The 14,035-nt window shown below is 65.7% G+C and carries 13 protein-coding genes and 1 pseudogene; 11 read left to right on the top strand and 3 right to left on the bottom strand.

Annotated elements, in window-relative coordinates; genetic code table 11:
• Nucleotides 1-2 precede the first annotated feature (2 nt).
• Genes FDZ84_RS23820 through FDZ84_RS23830 form a run of 3 tightly spaced genes read left to right on the top strand, consistent with a single transcriptional unit; the run spans nt 3 to nt 4,471 of the window.
• A complete protein-coding gene (locus FDZ84_RS23820; protein WP_168587709.1) occupies nt 3-1,853 on the top strand; it encodes a hypothetical protein in 1,851 nt (616 codons plus the stop codon).
• Nucleotides 1,850-4,012, top strand: a complete 2,163-nt coding sequence (locus FDZ84_RS37925; RefSeq protein WP_210435072.1) for a hypothetical protein — start codon at nt 1,850-1,852, stop codon at nt 4,010-4,012. The genes FDZ84_RS23820 and FDZ84_RS37925 overlap by 4 nt, the downstream gene beginning before the upstream one ends.
• 9 nt (nt 4,013-4,021) lie before the next feature.
• Complete coding sequence (locus FDZ84_RS23830; protein WP_168587710.1) at nt 4,022-4,471, top strand: hypothetical protein; 450 nt, start codon at nt 4,022-4,024, stop codon at nt 4,469-4,471.
• A gap of 237 nt (nt 4,472-4,708) precedes the next feature.
• Here the strand turns inward: FDZ84_RS23830 and FDZ84_RS23835 are convergent, their stop codons facing one another.
• A complete protein-coding gene (locus FDZ84_RS23835; RefSeq protein ID WP_210435073.1) occupies nt 4,709-4,909 on the bottom strand; it encodes a hypothetical protein in 201 nt (66 codons plus the stop codon).
• A 347-nt stretch (nt 4,910-5,256) separates the two neighbouring features.
• Here FDZ84_RS23835 and FDZ84_RS40075 point away from each other — a divergent pair, with 347 nt between their 5' ends.
• Complete coding sequence (locus FDZ84_RS40075) at nt 5,257-5,385, top strand: hypothetical protein (protein ID WP_256413555.1); 129 nt, start codon at nt 5,257-5,259, stop codon at nt 5,383-5,385.
• A gap of 285 nt (nt 5,386-5,670) precedes the next feature.
• Complete coding sequence (locus FDZ84_RS23840; RefSeq protein WP_210435074.1) at nt 5,671-6,096, top strand: SsgA family sporulation/cell division regulator; 426 nt, start codon at nt 5,671-5,673, stop codon at nt 6,094-6,096.
• A 451-nt stretch (nt 6,097-6,547) separates the two neighbouring features.
• On the opposite strand, the pseudogene FDZ84_RS23850 reads toward FDZ84_RS23840, so the two are convergent.
• Nucleotides 6,548-7,131 (bottom strand): annotated as a pseudogene (locus tag FDZ84_RS23850) (anion permease); the annotation flags it as partial.
• A gap of 1,015 nt (nt 7,132-8,146) precedes the next feature.
• Here FDZ84_RS23850 and FDZ84_RS23855 point away from each other — a divergent pair.
• The 3 genes from FDZ84_RS23855 (at nt 8,147) to FDZ84_RS23865 (ending at nt 10,477) form a co-directional block, all read left to right on the top strand.
• Nucleotides 8,147-8,698, top strand: a complete 552-nt coding sequence (locus FDZ84_RS23855; RefSeq protein WP_168587711.1) for a sigma-70 family RNA polymerase sigma factor — start codon at nt 8,147-8,149, stop codon at nt 8,696-8,698.
• Nucleotides 8,695-9,399: an anti-sigma factor gene (locus FDZ84_RS23860; RefSeq protein ID WP_168587712.1), complete on the top strand. Its 705-nt coding sequence runs from the start codon at nt 8,695-8,697 to the stop codon at nt 9,397-9,399. The genes FDZ84_RS23855 and FDZ84_RS23860 overlap by 4 nt, the downstream gene beginning before the upstream one ends.
• A gap of 91 nt (nt 9,400-9,490) precedes the next feature.
• Entirely contained in the window at nt 9,491-10,477 is a 987-nt protein-coding gene (locus tag FDZ84_RS23865; RefSeq protein ID WP_168587713.1) for a DUF1996 domain-containing protein, read from the top strand.
• 81 nt (nt 10,478-10,558) lie between these two features.
• On the opposite strand, the gene FDZ84_RS23870 is transcribed toward FDZ84_RS23865, so the two are convergent.
• A complete protein-coding gene (locus tag FDZ84_RS23870) occupies nt 10,559-11,479 on the bottom strand; it encodes a hypothetical protein (RefSeq protein ID WP_168587714.1) in 921 nt (306 codons plus the stop codon).
• Between the two features lie 190 nt (nt 11,480-11,669).
• Between FDZ84_RS23870 and FDZ84_RS23875 the strand changes: the two genes are divergently transcribed.
• From FDZ84_RS23875 to FDZ84_RS23885, 3 genes are all read left to right on the top strand, one after another.
• Entirely contained in the window at nt 11,670-11,813 is a 144-nt protein-coding gene (locus FDZ84_RS23875; RefSeq protein ID WP_371812915.1) for a hypothetical protein, read from the top strand.
• Between the two features lie 610 nt (nt 11,814-12,423).
• The gene (locus tag FDZ84_RS23880) at nt 12,424-12,813 is read left to right on the top strand and encodes a hypothetical protein (protein WP_168587715.1); all 390 of its coding nucleotides are present in this window, start codon (nt 12,424-12,426) and stop codon (nt 12,811-12,813) included.
• Nucleotides 12,810-13,853 carry an AAA family ATPase gene (locus FDZ84_RS23885; RefSeq protein WP_168587716.1) on the top strand — a complete coding sequence of 348 codons (1,044 nt, stop codon included), beginning with the start codon at nt 12,810-12,812 and terminating at the stop codon, nt 13,851-13,853. Before FDZ84_RS23880 ends, FDZ84_RS23885 begins: the two co-directional genes overlap by 4 nt.
• Nucleotides 13,854-14,035 lie beyond the last annotated feature (182 nt).

Consider the following 14,035-nt stretch of genomic DNA (forward strand, 5'->3'; position numbering starts at 1 on the left):
TGGTGCGGTTCGTGCCCGAGGATGGCAAGGGCGAAACCAAGGACTATGACTTCACCACGCTGCCGGTGACCCGGGCTTTGCAGGAGGGGTTCGCGCGGGCCTTCGCCGCCCGGACTGGGTCGGCGGCAGGACTGCGCGCGGCGAGTTCGGCGGAACGCGCCTGGTCGCACTTGTCCAGCTTCGCCGAGTACCTCTCGGGGTTGATGCGCTCACCGCAGTCGGCCACCGACCTGACGTCGGTCCAGGTCCAGGGCTGGCTCCAGCAACGATCTGACCGCGTTGGGGTGTTGAAAGAGTTGGGTGATCTGAAGAGGTCTCTGCGGAAGATTCCGGGGATCTCGGCGGAGTTCGCGGCAGAGATGACTCAGTCGCACCGACGCCCCAAACCCAAGCCGACAACCAACATCTACAGTCGGGACGAGTTCCGGCGAATCCTTACCGCGGCGCGGTTTGACGTTCGCCGGGCAGCCGCCCGGATCCGCGCTGGCCGTGACCTGCTGGGGCGGTGGCGTTCCGGCGAGCTTGATCCCAAGCGCGACCGGCGGGAGTGGCGATGGGGCAGCCTGCTGGACTACGTCGATCGCCACATCGACCTCCCGCGCTACACCACGGGGCGGCGCAATCCGTTGGATTGGGTACGCCAGTTGGGCACGGTGGCCGACCACCTCACCTGCCTGCACTTGGGCACTGATGACGTGGCGGCGTTCGCGGTCCTGTTGACTGGGTTGACCGGGGAGAACCCCAGCACGATCGCCAATGCGCCGGCGGCACACCATCGCCCGGACGGCTACGCTGGCCCGATCGCCTCGGCGATCGTGGAGTTGGACAAGCCCCGCCGCCAGTCCCGCCGCCACATGGACGTCGTGCTGGCCGACCTGCCCGACTGGGTCGCCACACCCGCCGACGAGGAACTGCTGGCCGAGGACGGCGAGGATGATCTGCACTCGGCGTTCGGGATCTACCTGCTCTTGCACGACCTCGCCGACCCCGCCCGGCGACGCCTGGACAGTGACCGACTGTTCGCATGGTGGGCCGGGACCGGCGGCAGCGGCGTCGGTGCTGGGCTGCGGACCAAGCTCCACAGCGACATCATCAAGCGCTGGGCCCAAGGTCGTGACCTGCCTGCCGACCCCTCCACCACGGCACCTGCACCAAAACCCGATGAGCAGCACAGCGTGCAGGATGAGGACTCGCCCGCGCAGCTGACGGTGACGCTGGAGCGGCTTCGCCGCACTTACCTGGAACTGCACCAGAAACCGACAGCGCACACGACGCGGACGCTCGCCAACACCTACCTGCTTGGCGAGCGCGGCAACCTCACCGAATACCAACAGCTTGTCGCCGACGTCCTGGAGCAGGAAGCCCGCAAAGCCCACACCCGTTCCGCATTGCGCGTGCTGAGCCCGGCCGAGGTCGAGCAAGTCCGGGCTGCCCCTGATAAGGCCGCCGAGGTCGCCGAGCGGCACGGCCTGGATTCGGCGACATTGCGGCGGATGCTGGCCGGTGAACTAGACACGGTGATGGCCGCCTGCGGCGACAACACCAACAGCCCCCACTCGCCACCGGGCATACCATGTCGGGCCTCGTTCATGCTCTGCCTGTCCTGTCCTAACGCCCGAGCCCTGCCGCACCACCTGCCGGTCCAGGTCGCCGTCCACGACGCGGTACTGGCCAAACAGGACGCCATGGCGCCGCTGCGATGGGCGCAGCGTTTCGCCCTGCCCCACGCGCAGTTGGCCGATTTGCTGGAGCGCGCCGGCCAGACAGCCGTGGCCGATGCTCGCCGCGCCATCACCGCTGATCAACACGAATCGGTCGAGCGATTCCTCAACCGAGAACTGGACCTGTCATGACCTCACCACGACCTTCCGCCCGCGTCCTCGCGGGCTGCGACTGCACCCAACCTGCCGCCACCACGCCCGTCCTGCTGCACCGCAAGCTGGTCCCCGGCACGGATCCGAAGACCTTGTCGGTTGTCGGCGACGACATCTGGGACCTCACCCCGGGGGTGTTCGAGGCGCACAACAAATCGGCCAGCGTGAACTTCACTCCTCGGCCTGCCGCCTTCAAGGAGGCGACCAAGATCTACTTCTGGCACCTGGTCAACCACCGGGCCCCCACACCACTACGCCGCGCCAACAACAACCGAGCAGCCCTCGTCTCATTCAGTGGCATGCTGCGCCGCTTCACGGTGTTCCTCACCTGGCTGGCCAGCCGTGGCATCCCCCGCTTCGACCACATCACCCACGCGCACCTTGACCAGTTCCTTGACGACCTCCGCGAGGCCGAAAACACCATCGGCCACAAACAGGACGTCCTCACCGAAGTGCGTCGGCTGTGGTCCTATCGCGGCCTGCTGCCCGAGTCGCTGCGCCTGCCGCCAGAACCACTCTGGGGCGGCGAGGACACCGTCGACCTGCTCGGCACCCGGCGGATCGAGCGGGAGAACGCCACCCCGCGCATCCATCCGGACACCCTGCAACCGTTGCTGATGTGGTCGTTGCGGTTCCTTGACTTCGCCGAGGACATCGTCCCGGCGTTCACCGAATACCAGCGGTTGATGAGCCGCGGCTCCAGGTCACAACGCCGAACACCCGCCGGCCAACGCGACTCGCCCGGCAGCCATGGCTGGCTGACTCCCGTCGTCGAGGACTGGCTGACCACGCTTCGTCAGCGCGAGGCAGCGCTGCCCGGCTGGGAACGACCGGACGGGTCACGGGAGGTCAACTGGAGCCACCTCACCCGAGTCTTCGACAGCGGCTCGCGCTCGTTCACGCCTGGCCAGCGTGTCTATGACCTCATCGTCAATTCAGGTCTGCCCATCGCGCCGACGGCCTGGCTGGACACCCCGATCACCGCGCAACTGCACGGCCGCTCATGGCGCGACACGCCCATTTCCTACACCGAGGCGCCCCGGCTGGCACGGCTACTGTCCGCCGCCGCTGCGGTGGTGATCTTGTATTTGTCCGGGATGAGACCCGGGGAGATGCTCAACCTCAAACGCGGCTGCGTCGCCTACGACCCGGCCACCAAGCTCTGGGAAATCACAGGACAGCAGTGGAAGGGAGCAGTCGACGGCAACGGGGAGAAACTCCCCGAGGGCGCGCCACGGTCCGACCCGTGGACCACCATTCAGGTCGTCGCCCGCGCGGTTGCCGTGATGGAACGGCTGCACCCGCACCCGATCCTGTTCCCCTCCCAACTTCGCGCTCACGGCCAGAACCTCGGCCCACGACGGTCAGGACGGCAGCAGCTCAAAGGCTGGAACACCACCTACGCCGCCCAATCCATCGAATGGTTGATCGCCTGGGTCAACGACTATTGCCACCAGCACGGCCTGCACGACGAGCACATCCCTGGCGACCCGCAAGGCAGGATCTCGCTGTCCCGGTTCCGCAGGACGTTGGCCTGGCATATTTGCCGCCGGCCTCGCGGCCTGATCGCAGGCGCAATCCAATATGGACACTTGTATACGAGAATTACTCTTGGATATGCGGGAACCTACGAATCCGGGTTCCTCGACGACTACGCCTTCGAGGACTGGCTGTTCCGTCTGGAGCAGCTGGAGGAGCGCGAGGAGCGCCTGGTCGCCGGGGAACATGTTAGCGGTCCGGCCGCCGACACCTACCGACACCGCATTCACACCGCACATACCAAGTTCGCCGGCCGCGTCGTCACCACCGCCAAACAGGCCCACGACCTGTTGGACAATCCGCTGCTTCAGATCTTCCCCGGCCGGGGGATGACCTGCGTTCTGGATCCCAACAAGGCCCTCTGCCAGCTCTTCGGCGCCGAGAACGGCATTCGCCGCACCCCGGACAAAGACGACTGCCGACCGCAATGCCAGAACCTGACGTTCACCGACAGCAACATCACCGAACTCCAGACCCGCGCCGACCGGCTGAAGGAGATCGTCGCCGACCCGCTGGCCCCCTCGCTCAGGAAAGCGCGTGACTGGCACGAGCTGGACCGCATCGAGGAGATCATTCGCCGTCACAAGTACGGGAAGTGACACCAGATCATGGGACCTGCCACCAGCACCTGGCCGCGCACCGAGACCGACTCACAACGCCAGGCGTTGCTTGAGGCCGCTGATCGCCTCCTGGCCGGGATGCCTCGCCGCTCCACTGGCCGATTGTCGGTCGTCCAACTCGCCATCGAGGCCGAGGTCAAGTACTGGGTCGTCGCCCAGAAACACACTGACCTTCGTGATCACTTCCAGAACCTCGCGTGCGAAGCCGGGAAACTCGCACCCGAGTCACGCCCGGTCGACGCACACACACAACTCCAGCAGGAACACGACAAGCTGCGGAAGCACTGCCAGGGCCTCGAGAAACTCCTAGCCCTCTATGCCACCGCCATCAACGAACTCACCCTCGAAAACCAGGCGCTGCGGGATCAGGCCATCGAACACCGCGCAACTGTTACGCCACTCGACCGAACCCGACACAGCCGCGAGATCCACTGTTGATGCTGGCTGCAACCCAACCTGCTGGTCAGCGTCCATATCACACCAGTCGACCAACAGCGCCAAACTGGCTAGAGAACCTACAACACGCCCTGCATCCATGAACACTCCTGCTTAACCGAAATGATCTTGACTCGCTGGTTCCGTCGTTGGTCCGCGCAATGTTCACGGACTGTGACTGGCGGTATTTCAGTGGCCGGTGTCCCCGGGCGTGTCGGCCGGGGACACCCTTCGCGGCGGTCAGCCGGTGCTCGATCGTCCAATGGAAGATCTGACGTCGGGCATGCCGAGCAGGACAGTCCCGCTCCGTGCGGCGCGCATGGCATCGAGTTTCTGAGCCGCGGCCGCCATGGTGGTCTCGATCGCGGCGACTTCGCCCAGCCAGCCCTGCTCCTTCGCTTCGGCGAGTCGGTCCACGAGATTGGCGTGGATCTCCTCCAAGCGCGGCATCTGTGCTGGGTCAACCCTAAGGAGGGGGCATCTGACGCAGGCGTTTTCATGCGAACAAGGGGAACCGTGGTCGCGTTCGACACGCCGGCCGTGATCAACATCACGCCACGCTCAGTGTCGCCCCAGTTACCCAACAGTCTCTCAGGCGACAACCTCCGCGCGTCCCGCACACCAGCGATCATGCCAGAACAACGAAGATCACACCTATAAGTTCCCGATCAATATGAGGAATGCGCCGGCGCGTCGCGAGAACGCGTGATGCGTCGGTGAACGGACGCGCTGCGGTGGCTCGATCGCTGTGATAGCCGGACTCTCCACACCAAACGAGGAGATCATCGGTGAGCGAGACCGCGATACCCATCGGCCCCAGCACGAACGGCGTGCGCTACGTCGAAGGGGGCCTGCCGCCGGAGGCAGCGGCCGAGGTCGAGCGCCTGGACTACACGGCGGGCCGCCTGCATTCGTAGTTGCGCGTCGAGTGGCCGCGGTCTCGACCATCGGTCATGGCTATGTCCACCAGCCTGCGAGCCGGGTTTGCGTGGCCGGGGCGGCGAGTGCGCAGCGCTCGATCGCCTGCTGGACCGGGCCCGGGCCGGTCATCTATGAAGGGGCGGGGCCGGTCAAGGTTCCTCGTTGGGAGCCCGGGGGTGGATTGCCGCCAGGGATCTGAAGACATCGTGAAGAAGACATGAACCCGCGTTGGGCATGCTTCGTTACGAAGGTATGGGAAGCCGATGCTTGGGAGTGCGGACATGATGGCAAACGATCACGGCACGGTGCTCGCCACCATGGTCTTCAACCTGGTAGCCCCGGCGGGTGTGATCGCGCCGGTTGGCGTGGAACTGGGGTACGACAGCCGCAACCCGTACGAGATCTGCATGAAGCTCAACGTGGGCAAGGCCGGTCAGGTGGATTGGGTGATCGCCCGCGACCTGCTGGCCGACGGGCTGGTCGCCGAGGCAGGCGAAGGCGACGTGCGAATCCGCCCTCGACTGGACGATCCGGGGTTGGTCGTGATCGAGTTGAGCTCGCCGTCAGGGCAGGCCGCCTTCGAAGTGAATGCCGATCAGCTTGCGGAGTTCTTGAACGACACCTACGACGCGGTCGCACCCGGTGACGAACACCGGTGGATGAGCTTCGACGAGGCGCTGAGCCGGCTGCTCTCGCACAACCTGTAGTGGCCCGGTTCTCCCGAAGCACCGCACGCCAGGCGGCCCAGCCGCGGGACCTGGTGTGGTCCTGAACACCTGAAAACTCCGCCACGCTGCGTCTCCCCGGCGAGGGCGCCACATCTGGGCAAATGGCGGGCGCTCTCGGTCTTCATCGCGATAGGCGCAGCGATCTTGGTCAAGACCCGGGTGCTGGTGCAACTCGTCGAGTTGTTGTGAGCCGACCAGCCGGGTCAGCCTGCGATGATGAGGTAGAGACCGTAGAGGACAAGCACATGCCGCTGTCACGGTGGGTCCTAGCAACGACGTGTGTCGCTCGAACGCGGCCGTGCGTTTCTCCATGGCCACGATGCCCAGGCTGAACAGCACCACGACGACGCCAACGGCCAGCGAGACCACGAAGACGCTGCCGAGTCCGCCCCAACTGATGTGCATCGTTGCTCCTGCCGCTCTCAGCTCATCAGCTCACGGGAAGTTCGTTGACGTTCTTCGCGTTGATCGGATTTCGTCGCGACACCCAATAGGCGCCCGCCGCGAGCGCGAGGGCGACCACGGCGACGAGCACCGTGCCGCCGACGCCTTGCGAGGCGACCCCGCCGGCGACTGCACCGATCGCGGCCGCGGCGGGCAAGGTCAGGACCCACGCAACCACCATCTGCCCGGCCACCCCCCAGCGCACCTCGGCCAGTTTCTTGCCGACGCCCGCTCCGACGACGCTGCCCGAGGCGACGTGCGTGGTGGACAGCGGGAAACCGACATGCGAACTGGAAAGGATCAGCGCGGCGGTGCTGCCGGCCCTCCGCCGGCGAAACCCTGCGGGGGCTCGATCTCGGTGATGCGCTTGCCCACGGTGTGGATGATTCGCTACCCACCGAAGTAGGTTCCCACCGCTAGGGACAGCCCGGCGATGAGAATCACCCACATCGGCGGACGCGAATCCATGGGCAGTGCGCCGGCTGTGATCAACGTCAGTGTGATCACGCCCATCGTTTTCTGCGCGTCGTTCGTGCCGTGCGCCAGCGATACCAGCGAGGCAGAGGTCACGGGACATCGAGCCCCAGTCAGGTTCGCCGACGTCCGCGCCGGTGATCGAGCCGATCGGGGTCGGGCATCACCCGATCAGCTCACTGCGGCCACGTCAGCGCAGAGCCTCCCGGTGACGCGCTATGGCCACATCGCCACCGTGACGGTGCACGAACGCCGCTGCCTCTGGTGTGGCGTGTCGCTCCCAACCCCTCCGCGTGCTCGTGGGTCGAGAACCCCGCTGGCTCGCTCTGGCGCTGGTCACCACCGACCTTGCCACGCCGGATGTGGAGATCATTCAGCGGTACGCGTCCCGGTGGGCGATCGGGGGTCGTGTTCGCCGATGCCAAACACCTCACCGGCGTCGGTGAGGCCCGCAGTCGCACTCGCCGCGCGGTGGAACGCACCGTCCCGTTCGGCATGCTCACCCAGCGTCTGGGCCGCACCAGGCCATCGCGAACGTCCGCTCACTATGTCCTTTGCCGATGCCGGTCACGGATCCAGAGCAGATCGAGCCCGTCGGCATGCGTCGACACGACCGGCTGGGTGGCCTCCTCCACGAGTACCACCGTGCAGCGTGACCCGCATGGATACGGTTTTCGGCGCGTGCAATGTCCGCTTACGTTCGACGGTCTTCGCCTTCTATAACGGACATCTCTGGTGGGTGTGTGAACCGCATAGTTGACCGCGAATGTTCGCCACGAACACCAGGACGATCGCCTGCGTCACGACGGTGATGAGGGCTCTGCGACTAGGTCAGGATGCTCGCCGCGAGGTCGCTGATCGAGTGGTATCAGTGCGCGCTGATGTCGGGTACGTGTCCTTACACAGCGATTCATTCGCGCCTCCCCATTAGCGGTCGGGTTGTCGCCAGCCCGTGCCTCTCCAGCGTGCGAAGGTTCGGCACGACGACCACGACGGAGTCCGGTACCAGGGTGCCGCGACCGTTGAACCGTTGCGGCCTGGATTACGTGTGGCTACCAATACCCTGATCGGAGCCCCGTCCACCGGTGCTGCAGGGCGGAAGGAGTGGTAGATGGCGAGCTTATTGTCTCGTCGGAGGAAAACCGCTGGCGATGATGCGCTGATCCGGTCGCTGTTCGAGGAGCACGGTCGTGCCCTGCTCGCTTACTCGACGCGACTGACCGGTGATCGAGCGGCGGCCGAGGATGTCGTGCAGGAGACGCTGGTACGAGCGTGGCGAAATCCCGGTGCTCTGGTGAACGGGAAGGGTTCCGTTCGCGGGTGGTTGCTGACCGTGGCGCGCAACATCGTCATCGACCGCAGCCGCGCGAAGGCTGCTCGTCCACAGGAGGTCGCGACCACGCCGACAGCGCCGCCGGCGGTGCGCGACCACGCCGACTCCGTGGTCGACTCGATGGTCGTCACCGAGGCGCTGGATAGGCTTTCGGAAGACCACCGCGACGTGTTGGTGCGAATCTACTTCCGAGGACTCAGCGTGGCTGAGGCGGCCGCTGAACTGGCAATACCGCCGGGAACCGTGAAATCACGGTCGTACTACGCCTTGCGGGCACTTCGTGAAGCGTTGGGCGGCGCAGCGTTCGTATGGAAAGAGGTGGCCGGATGAGCAGCCAGGATCACAAGGTCGATCTGGGTGCCTACGTGTTGGGCGCACTCGACGAACCGGAACACAGCGCGCTCGACGAGCACCTGGCGTCCTGCGGACACTGCCGTGGGGAACTGGAGGACTTGGAGCAGATGCGTGCCGTGCTGGGCGAGGTTCCGCCGGAGTTGTTCCTGGACGGACCTCCGGCCGACGCAGACCTGCTGTTGCAGCGCACCTTCCGGCAGGTTCGTTCGGAGAAATCCAGGGCGTACGGCATCAGGCAGGCCGTGGTAGGCGCGGCGGCGGTTCTCGTCGCGGCCGTCGCCCTCGGCGGCGGCGTGTTGATCGGCCGAGCGGGTGACAGCGCACCGCCGCTGGTCGTCGCGCAGCCGCCGATCGCGTCCGTGCCGCCCGCCGGAACGAAGGCCGCCACGGCCGTCGACCCCGCCAGTGGGGCGAGGCTGACGGTGACGGTCGCGCCTGCAGCCGGTTGGGTGCGGTTGAACGCCGCGGTCAACGGGATACCGGCGGGCGAACGGTGCCGCTTGGTCGTCGTGGGCAAGGACGGTAGCCGGGAGATCGCTGGTAGCTGGCTGGTGTCCGAGAAGGGCGCGAACGAAGGCAGCGCGCTGGATGGTTCGGCGCTGGTGGCGCCGGACGATGTGGCGGCCGTCGAGGTGGAGAACTTCGAGGGCACCAGATTCGTCTCCACGCCGGTCTGACCAGGCGACGTATTCCGACGTCAAGCCCCGTCCCGGAACATCCGGGGCGGGGCTTGATCAGGCTGCGGCCCGGGAGTGGGATGATGACTCGGTGTCCACAAGCCGAAGACAGTCTGGGCGCCGGGCGTGGCGGCTGGCCGCGGTTCTGCTGCCGGTCGGGCTCGTCGCGGCGTTGGGCGTCGGGTACGTCGACGGGCACGGTGTTCATGGCGATCCGGGGCCGGTGACCGGCGATTTCGTCGACATCGCAGATGTTCCCCCGATGGGTCCGCAAAACCGGTTCGGCCCGGACGCCTCGACCGGCGTGTTGACGGTTGACTGCGGCCGCAACGACAACGCCCACCGCAACGCGGACAACGTCGTCGCAGCACCTGCCGTGTCCGGCGGAGCGCATCACATACACGATTACGTGGGCAACCTGGCAACGGATGCGTTCGCTACCGACCAGAGCCTCGCTGCAGCCGGAACCACTTGCGTGAACGGTGACAGGTCCACCTACTACTGGCCGGTGCTTCGCCTGCTCAACGGCGACGAGCCGGGTTCCGCCGACATGCCGCACAACCGCGGCACGATTCTCCAACCCGCCTCAGTACTGATAAGTTTCCGCGGCAATCCGGCCAGCAAGGTGATCCCGATGCCCCGGTTCCTGCGGGCCGTTACCGGCGACGCGAAGGCGCTCACCACCGGCTTGGACAACGCCGCCCGAGTGCACTGGACCTGTTCCGGAATGCTCGACCGGCGGACGAACCGCTATCCGAGGTGCCCGGACGGGCATCGAGTGGTCCGGGTCTTCGACTTTCCGAATTGTTGGGATGGCAGGAGGAACGACAGCCCGAACCATCGCGATCACCTGGTGTTCCCGGCGGGAAACGGGGTATGCCCGACGAATTCGTTCGCCGTCCCGCAGTTGCGCATCGAAGTCGGCTACGACGTGCCCAGCGACGCGGAGTACGCCATCGACACCTTCCCGGATCAGCTGCGCAGCCCGATCACGGATCACAGCGACTTCATCAACGTGATGACCGATGAGCAGATGGCACACGTCGTGGCCGCCGTGAACAGCGGGCGCATCGGCTGAGGACGAAACCTCCGAAGTGACACTGGTCGTGAGTGTGTTGCCAGGGCTTCGCCCGGCAACGCACTCACGACCAGTGTCAGGTCAGCCGAAGAACACCGACTCCACGGCATTGTCGAATCCGACCTCGCCGAGATCGGCGACATCACCGTTGACGACCAACGACTTGCCGGTGCAGTTCGGCCCGGACCACAGCTTCAAGGCCCCGGACGCCGAAATCGACGACGTCACGTCGGGCCGCGCGACGTTCTTGCAGCCCGGTCCGGCCACGCCCTGCGAAGCACCGTCGTCGCTGAAATTCGGGTCGTCGAAGAGCACCGCGTTGTCGGCGGATTCGGTCGGCTGCGTGCTGCCGTCCTGCGCATCGCCGCTGCCGTCACCGGTTTCGGCCCCGGCTTTCTGGCCGTTCGGAGTGATCCCGAACCACGTTCCGCCCACACCTTGGCCCTTGGCGTCACCCGGCTTGGTGTCTTTGGCGAAGCGGTAGACCGGCCAGCCACCGATGGTCACCTGGAGGCTGCCGTCGTCCCGTTTGACGGTGCCCACCTGGGACTTCGGAACGCCGGCCAGGAAGATCTTGCCGCCCGCAACCACGGTCAACGGCGGCCAGGTCTTCGCGCAATCCCCGTTGCAGTTCGACTTCGAGGGCTTGGCCGTGTCCTTGTCGAACCGGTACAACGTCAGTCCGGCACCGTTGACCACTACCGGGTCCAGAGCACCTGCCCGGGAAGCCTTCAACTGCACCCACTTTCGCGCAACATCCTGGTCCGCGGTGTTGGCCGTGCCGTCGGACCCGGTTGCCCAGTCCCCGGTCCTCGCCGGCGCATTGTGCGCCTTGGCGGTCCCCGCCAGGAAGGACAGGCCGGCGCTTCCGGTCCCGGGGACCGGCGCACTCGGCGCGGCAGGCACCGGACCCGCCGCGACGGTCGGCAACCCGCACGCGGTCAACGACACCGCTCCGGCGACGACGAGTACGGCAACGTACTTGGCTCGCTTGGACAGCATGGGTTCTCCCCTCAAATCCCGGGCTCCAGCCAATCTGCAGCCACGTACGGCGGACACACGTGCCCCGATCCGCACCGGTTCAAGAGATCGCTGAAATTTTTCGGACGCCCGCCGTTGACTCGATGAAGTAAGGCGTTACGAAGCCCGGCTGTCCTACGCCAAGGTCGCCGAGTTCCAGCGGCGCGGCATCATCCACTTCCACGCCGTGATCCGCCTCGACGGCCCCGACGGCGCGATCGCCGCCACCCCAGCGTGGGGCACGGTCGAGTTGCTGGCCGACGCCGTGCGAGGCGCTCACGGTCACCTCATTGAAGTTCAACGGCCAGGTGCTTGAGGTTCGACGCGGTGGCTGCGCTGGCTCAGTGGTGCGTGCGGGTATCGGGCGAGTGCAACGACGCGCGCGAATTCCGCCGTGGCGCGGAGGTGTCGGAGCGCGGCGTTGTGGGCGGACGATCGATTTGTGTCTGATTGTGTCGTTAGGTGCGACACACGATGGATCACTGTGGACACACGGAACCCCTTTCATCACGGGCCCTCGTCGACTAGTTGTGGATACATGGCAGGACTTACCGTGATGTATGTCGACTTGGTTTGGTGATGAATCATGGTTCGGGTCATTCAGAATCCAGGTGAAGTGGATCGCGCTGCTGTGACGGTGCGGGTCGCTGCGACGATGCTGTCGCTCTCGCCGTGGCAGGTGAGGAAGTTGATCGCTGACGGGAGGCTGCGTGCGCGGAATACCGGTAAGGCGTAGATCATCTCGGTCCACGCGATCGATGAATTCCTTGCCGGCTCGGATGCTCCGATGCGACACCCCGACTTGACGTGATCGGCTGGGAGCTTGGCTTGGGCGCGCATTGGGCGACTGTGAATCGCTATGGGCGGGCGAATTCGGGTTGAGGTGTCCCATCAGTGAAGTTCCTGGACTTTCCGGGGAGGAGCGCATGATGTCGAAGATCGACGAGCGGGTTGCCGTTCCACGGTGGTTGTATGACCGGCTTTTGGTGGATGCTGCGCGGTGGCGCGAGTTCGGTCAGGAGTTGTACTGCGAGGTGCCTGTGTTGGGGTTGCTCGCTGAGTCGCCGTATGTGCGCGATCTGATCCTGGGCTGGGTCGAATGGAACCGGCGGTGCCAGGCGGCCGACGCTTCTCATGCGATCAGCGGCGCCGTGAAGTGGACGGGCGCTGGTGCTCTGACGTACGCCGAGCTGCGGCGTCGACGGGCGCAGCTCGGCGCGCTAGCCGAGGATGCCCGTCGGCGTCGTGGTGCGTATTTCGGTGGTCCGGTGGACTGGGATACAGGGATGCCGATCGCCCCAGGCTGCGGTTCATGAGCATTCGTTACGGGGAGGGGAATCCGGATGCTGACGCCTGGCACGACCCTGCTGACGGCGTGGTGTATGCCGGTGGCGAGACCGTGGACGAGGCACTGGCGCAGCGACAGCGACGGGGACAGCAGGACCGCGAGGTGGCAGACGGTGTCAGCATCGACAGCAAGCGTCCCGCTGAACCGTCGCGTCGCGTGGCCTGGAGAAAGGCCAGTGGGATCGCGGTCAAACGGCGGACGTGGTTGTGGGCGGACCGGGTTCCGCTGGGGGAGACCACCCCGTTCGTCGGTCACGCCGGCGTGGGCAAATCGCAGGGAGCGGCGTGGCTGTCCGTGCAAGTCACCCGCGGCGGGTTGCCTGGAGAATTGGAGGGGCAACCCTGCCCGGTGATGTATGTCGCCACCGAGGATTCATGGGAGTACACGCTGGCGCCGCGGCTGCTCGCTGCGGGCGCCGACATGGACCGGGTGTTGGCGGTGCATACCGAAACCCGGATAGGTAACGACATCGCCGTGGGAACGTTGTCGCTGGCGGTGGATGTTCCGTCGTTGCGTGACGCGGTGGAGGCGACGGGGACTCGTGTGATCGTGATCGATGCGCTGCTGTCGGCGATGACCGGCTCGGATCTCATGAAACAGGGCGTCGTGCGGTCGCTGCTTGAACCGCTTTCCGCGCTCGCTCAGGACCGTGAGCTCGCCATCATCGGCATTGCCCACTTCCGCAAGTCGGCCGGCGCTGACCCGTTGCTGCTGATCTCGGGGTCAGCTGAGTATGGCCAGGTCGTCCGGTCGGCTATCGGGTTCGTTCGTGACCCGGAATCCGAGGACGCCTCCTGCGTGATGTCGTTGATCAAGTCCAACATCGCGCCGATGGGAACCCCGTCTTTGCGGTACGTGATCACGCCTGCCTCCGTTGAGGCTGACGACGGGCAACTCACCTCGGTCGGCAGGTTCGAGCTGGTCGGAGAATCCGAGCAAAGCGTCTCGGAGCTGCTCAACCAGGCGCCAGCCCACAATCCGCACCAAGATCAGATACAGCAGGCGTAGTGACATGGCCCGCGATCGTGCCCTGTTGCCGAGCGCACCGTTACCGCAGTTCGGAGGACACGGCCAACTTTTCGAACCCCGCAGGGAATCGAGCACATTTTCGTGGCGTACCTGCGCAATGCAGGTGTTCATGCGACGGACGATAGCTGCGTCTGCGATCAAGTACCAGCCGGATCCCGATT

It is taken from the genome of Saccharopolyspora sp. ASAGF58 (genome assembly GCF_012277335.1).
In the GTDB taxonomy this organism is placed as follows: domain Bacteria; phylum Actinomycetota; class Actinomycetes; order Mycobacteriales; family Pseudonocardiaceae; genus Saccharopolyspora; species Saccharopolyspora hattusasensis.

What these genes read in the sequence shown, in the direction of transcription:
- FDZ84_RS37925 (WP_210435072.1), top strand. Translation starts at nt 1,850, where the DNA reads ATGACCTCACCACGACCTTCCGCCCGCGTCCTCGCGGGCTGCGACTGC.
- FDZ84_RS23830 (WP_168587710.1), top strand. Translation starts at nt 4,022, where the DNA reads ATGGGACCTGCCACCAGCACCTGGCCGCGCACCGAGACCGACTCACAA.
- FDZ84_RS23840 (WP_210435074.1), top strand. Translation starts at nt 5,671, where the DNA reads ATGATGGCAAACGATCACGGCACGGTGCTCGCCACCATGGTCTTCAAC.
- FDZ84_RS23855 (WP_168587711.1), top strand. Translation starts at nt 8,147, where the DNA reads ATGGCGAGCTTATTGTCTCGTCGGAGGAAAACCGCTGGCGATGATGCG.
- FDZ84_RS23860 (WP_168587712.1), top strand. Translation starts at nt 8,695, where the DNA reads ATGAGCAGCCAGGATCACAAGGTCGATCTGGGTGCCTACGTGTTGGGC.
- FDZ84_RS23870 (WP_168587714.1), bottom strand. Translation starts at nt 11,479, where the DNA reads ATGCTGTCCAAGCGAGCCAAGTACGTTGCCGTACTCGTCGTCGCCGGA.
- FDZ84_RS23880 (WP_168587715.1), top strand. Translation starts at nt 12,424, where the DNA reads ATGATGTCGAAGATCGACGAGCGGGTTGCCGTTCCACGGTGGTTGTAT.
- FDZ84_RS23885 (WP_168587716.1), top strand. Translation starts at nt 12,810, where the DNA reads ATGAGCATTCGTTACGGGGAGGGGAATCCGGATGCTGACGCCTGGCAC.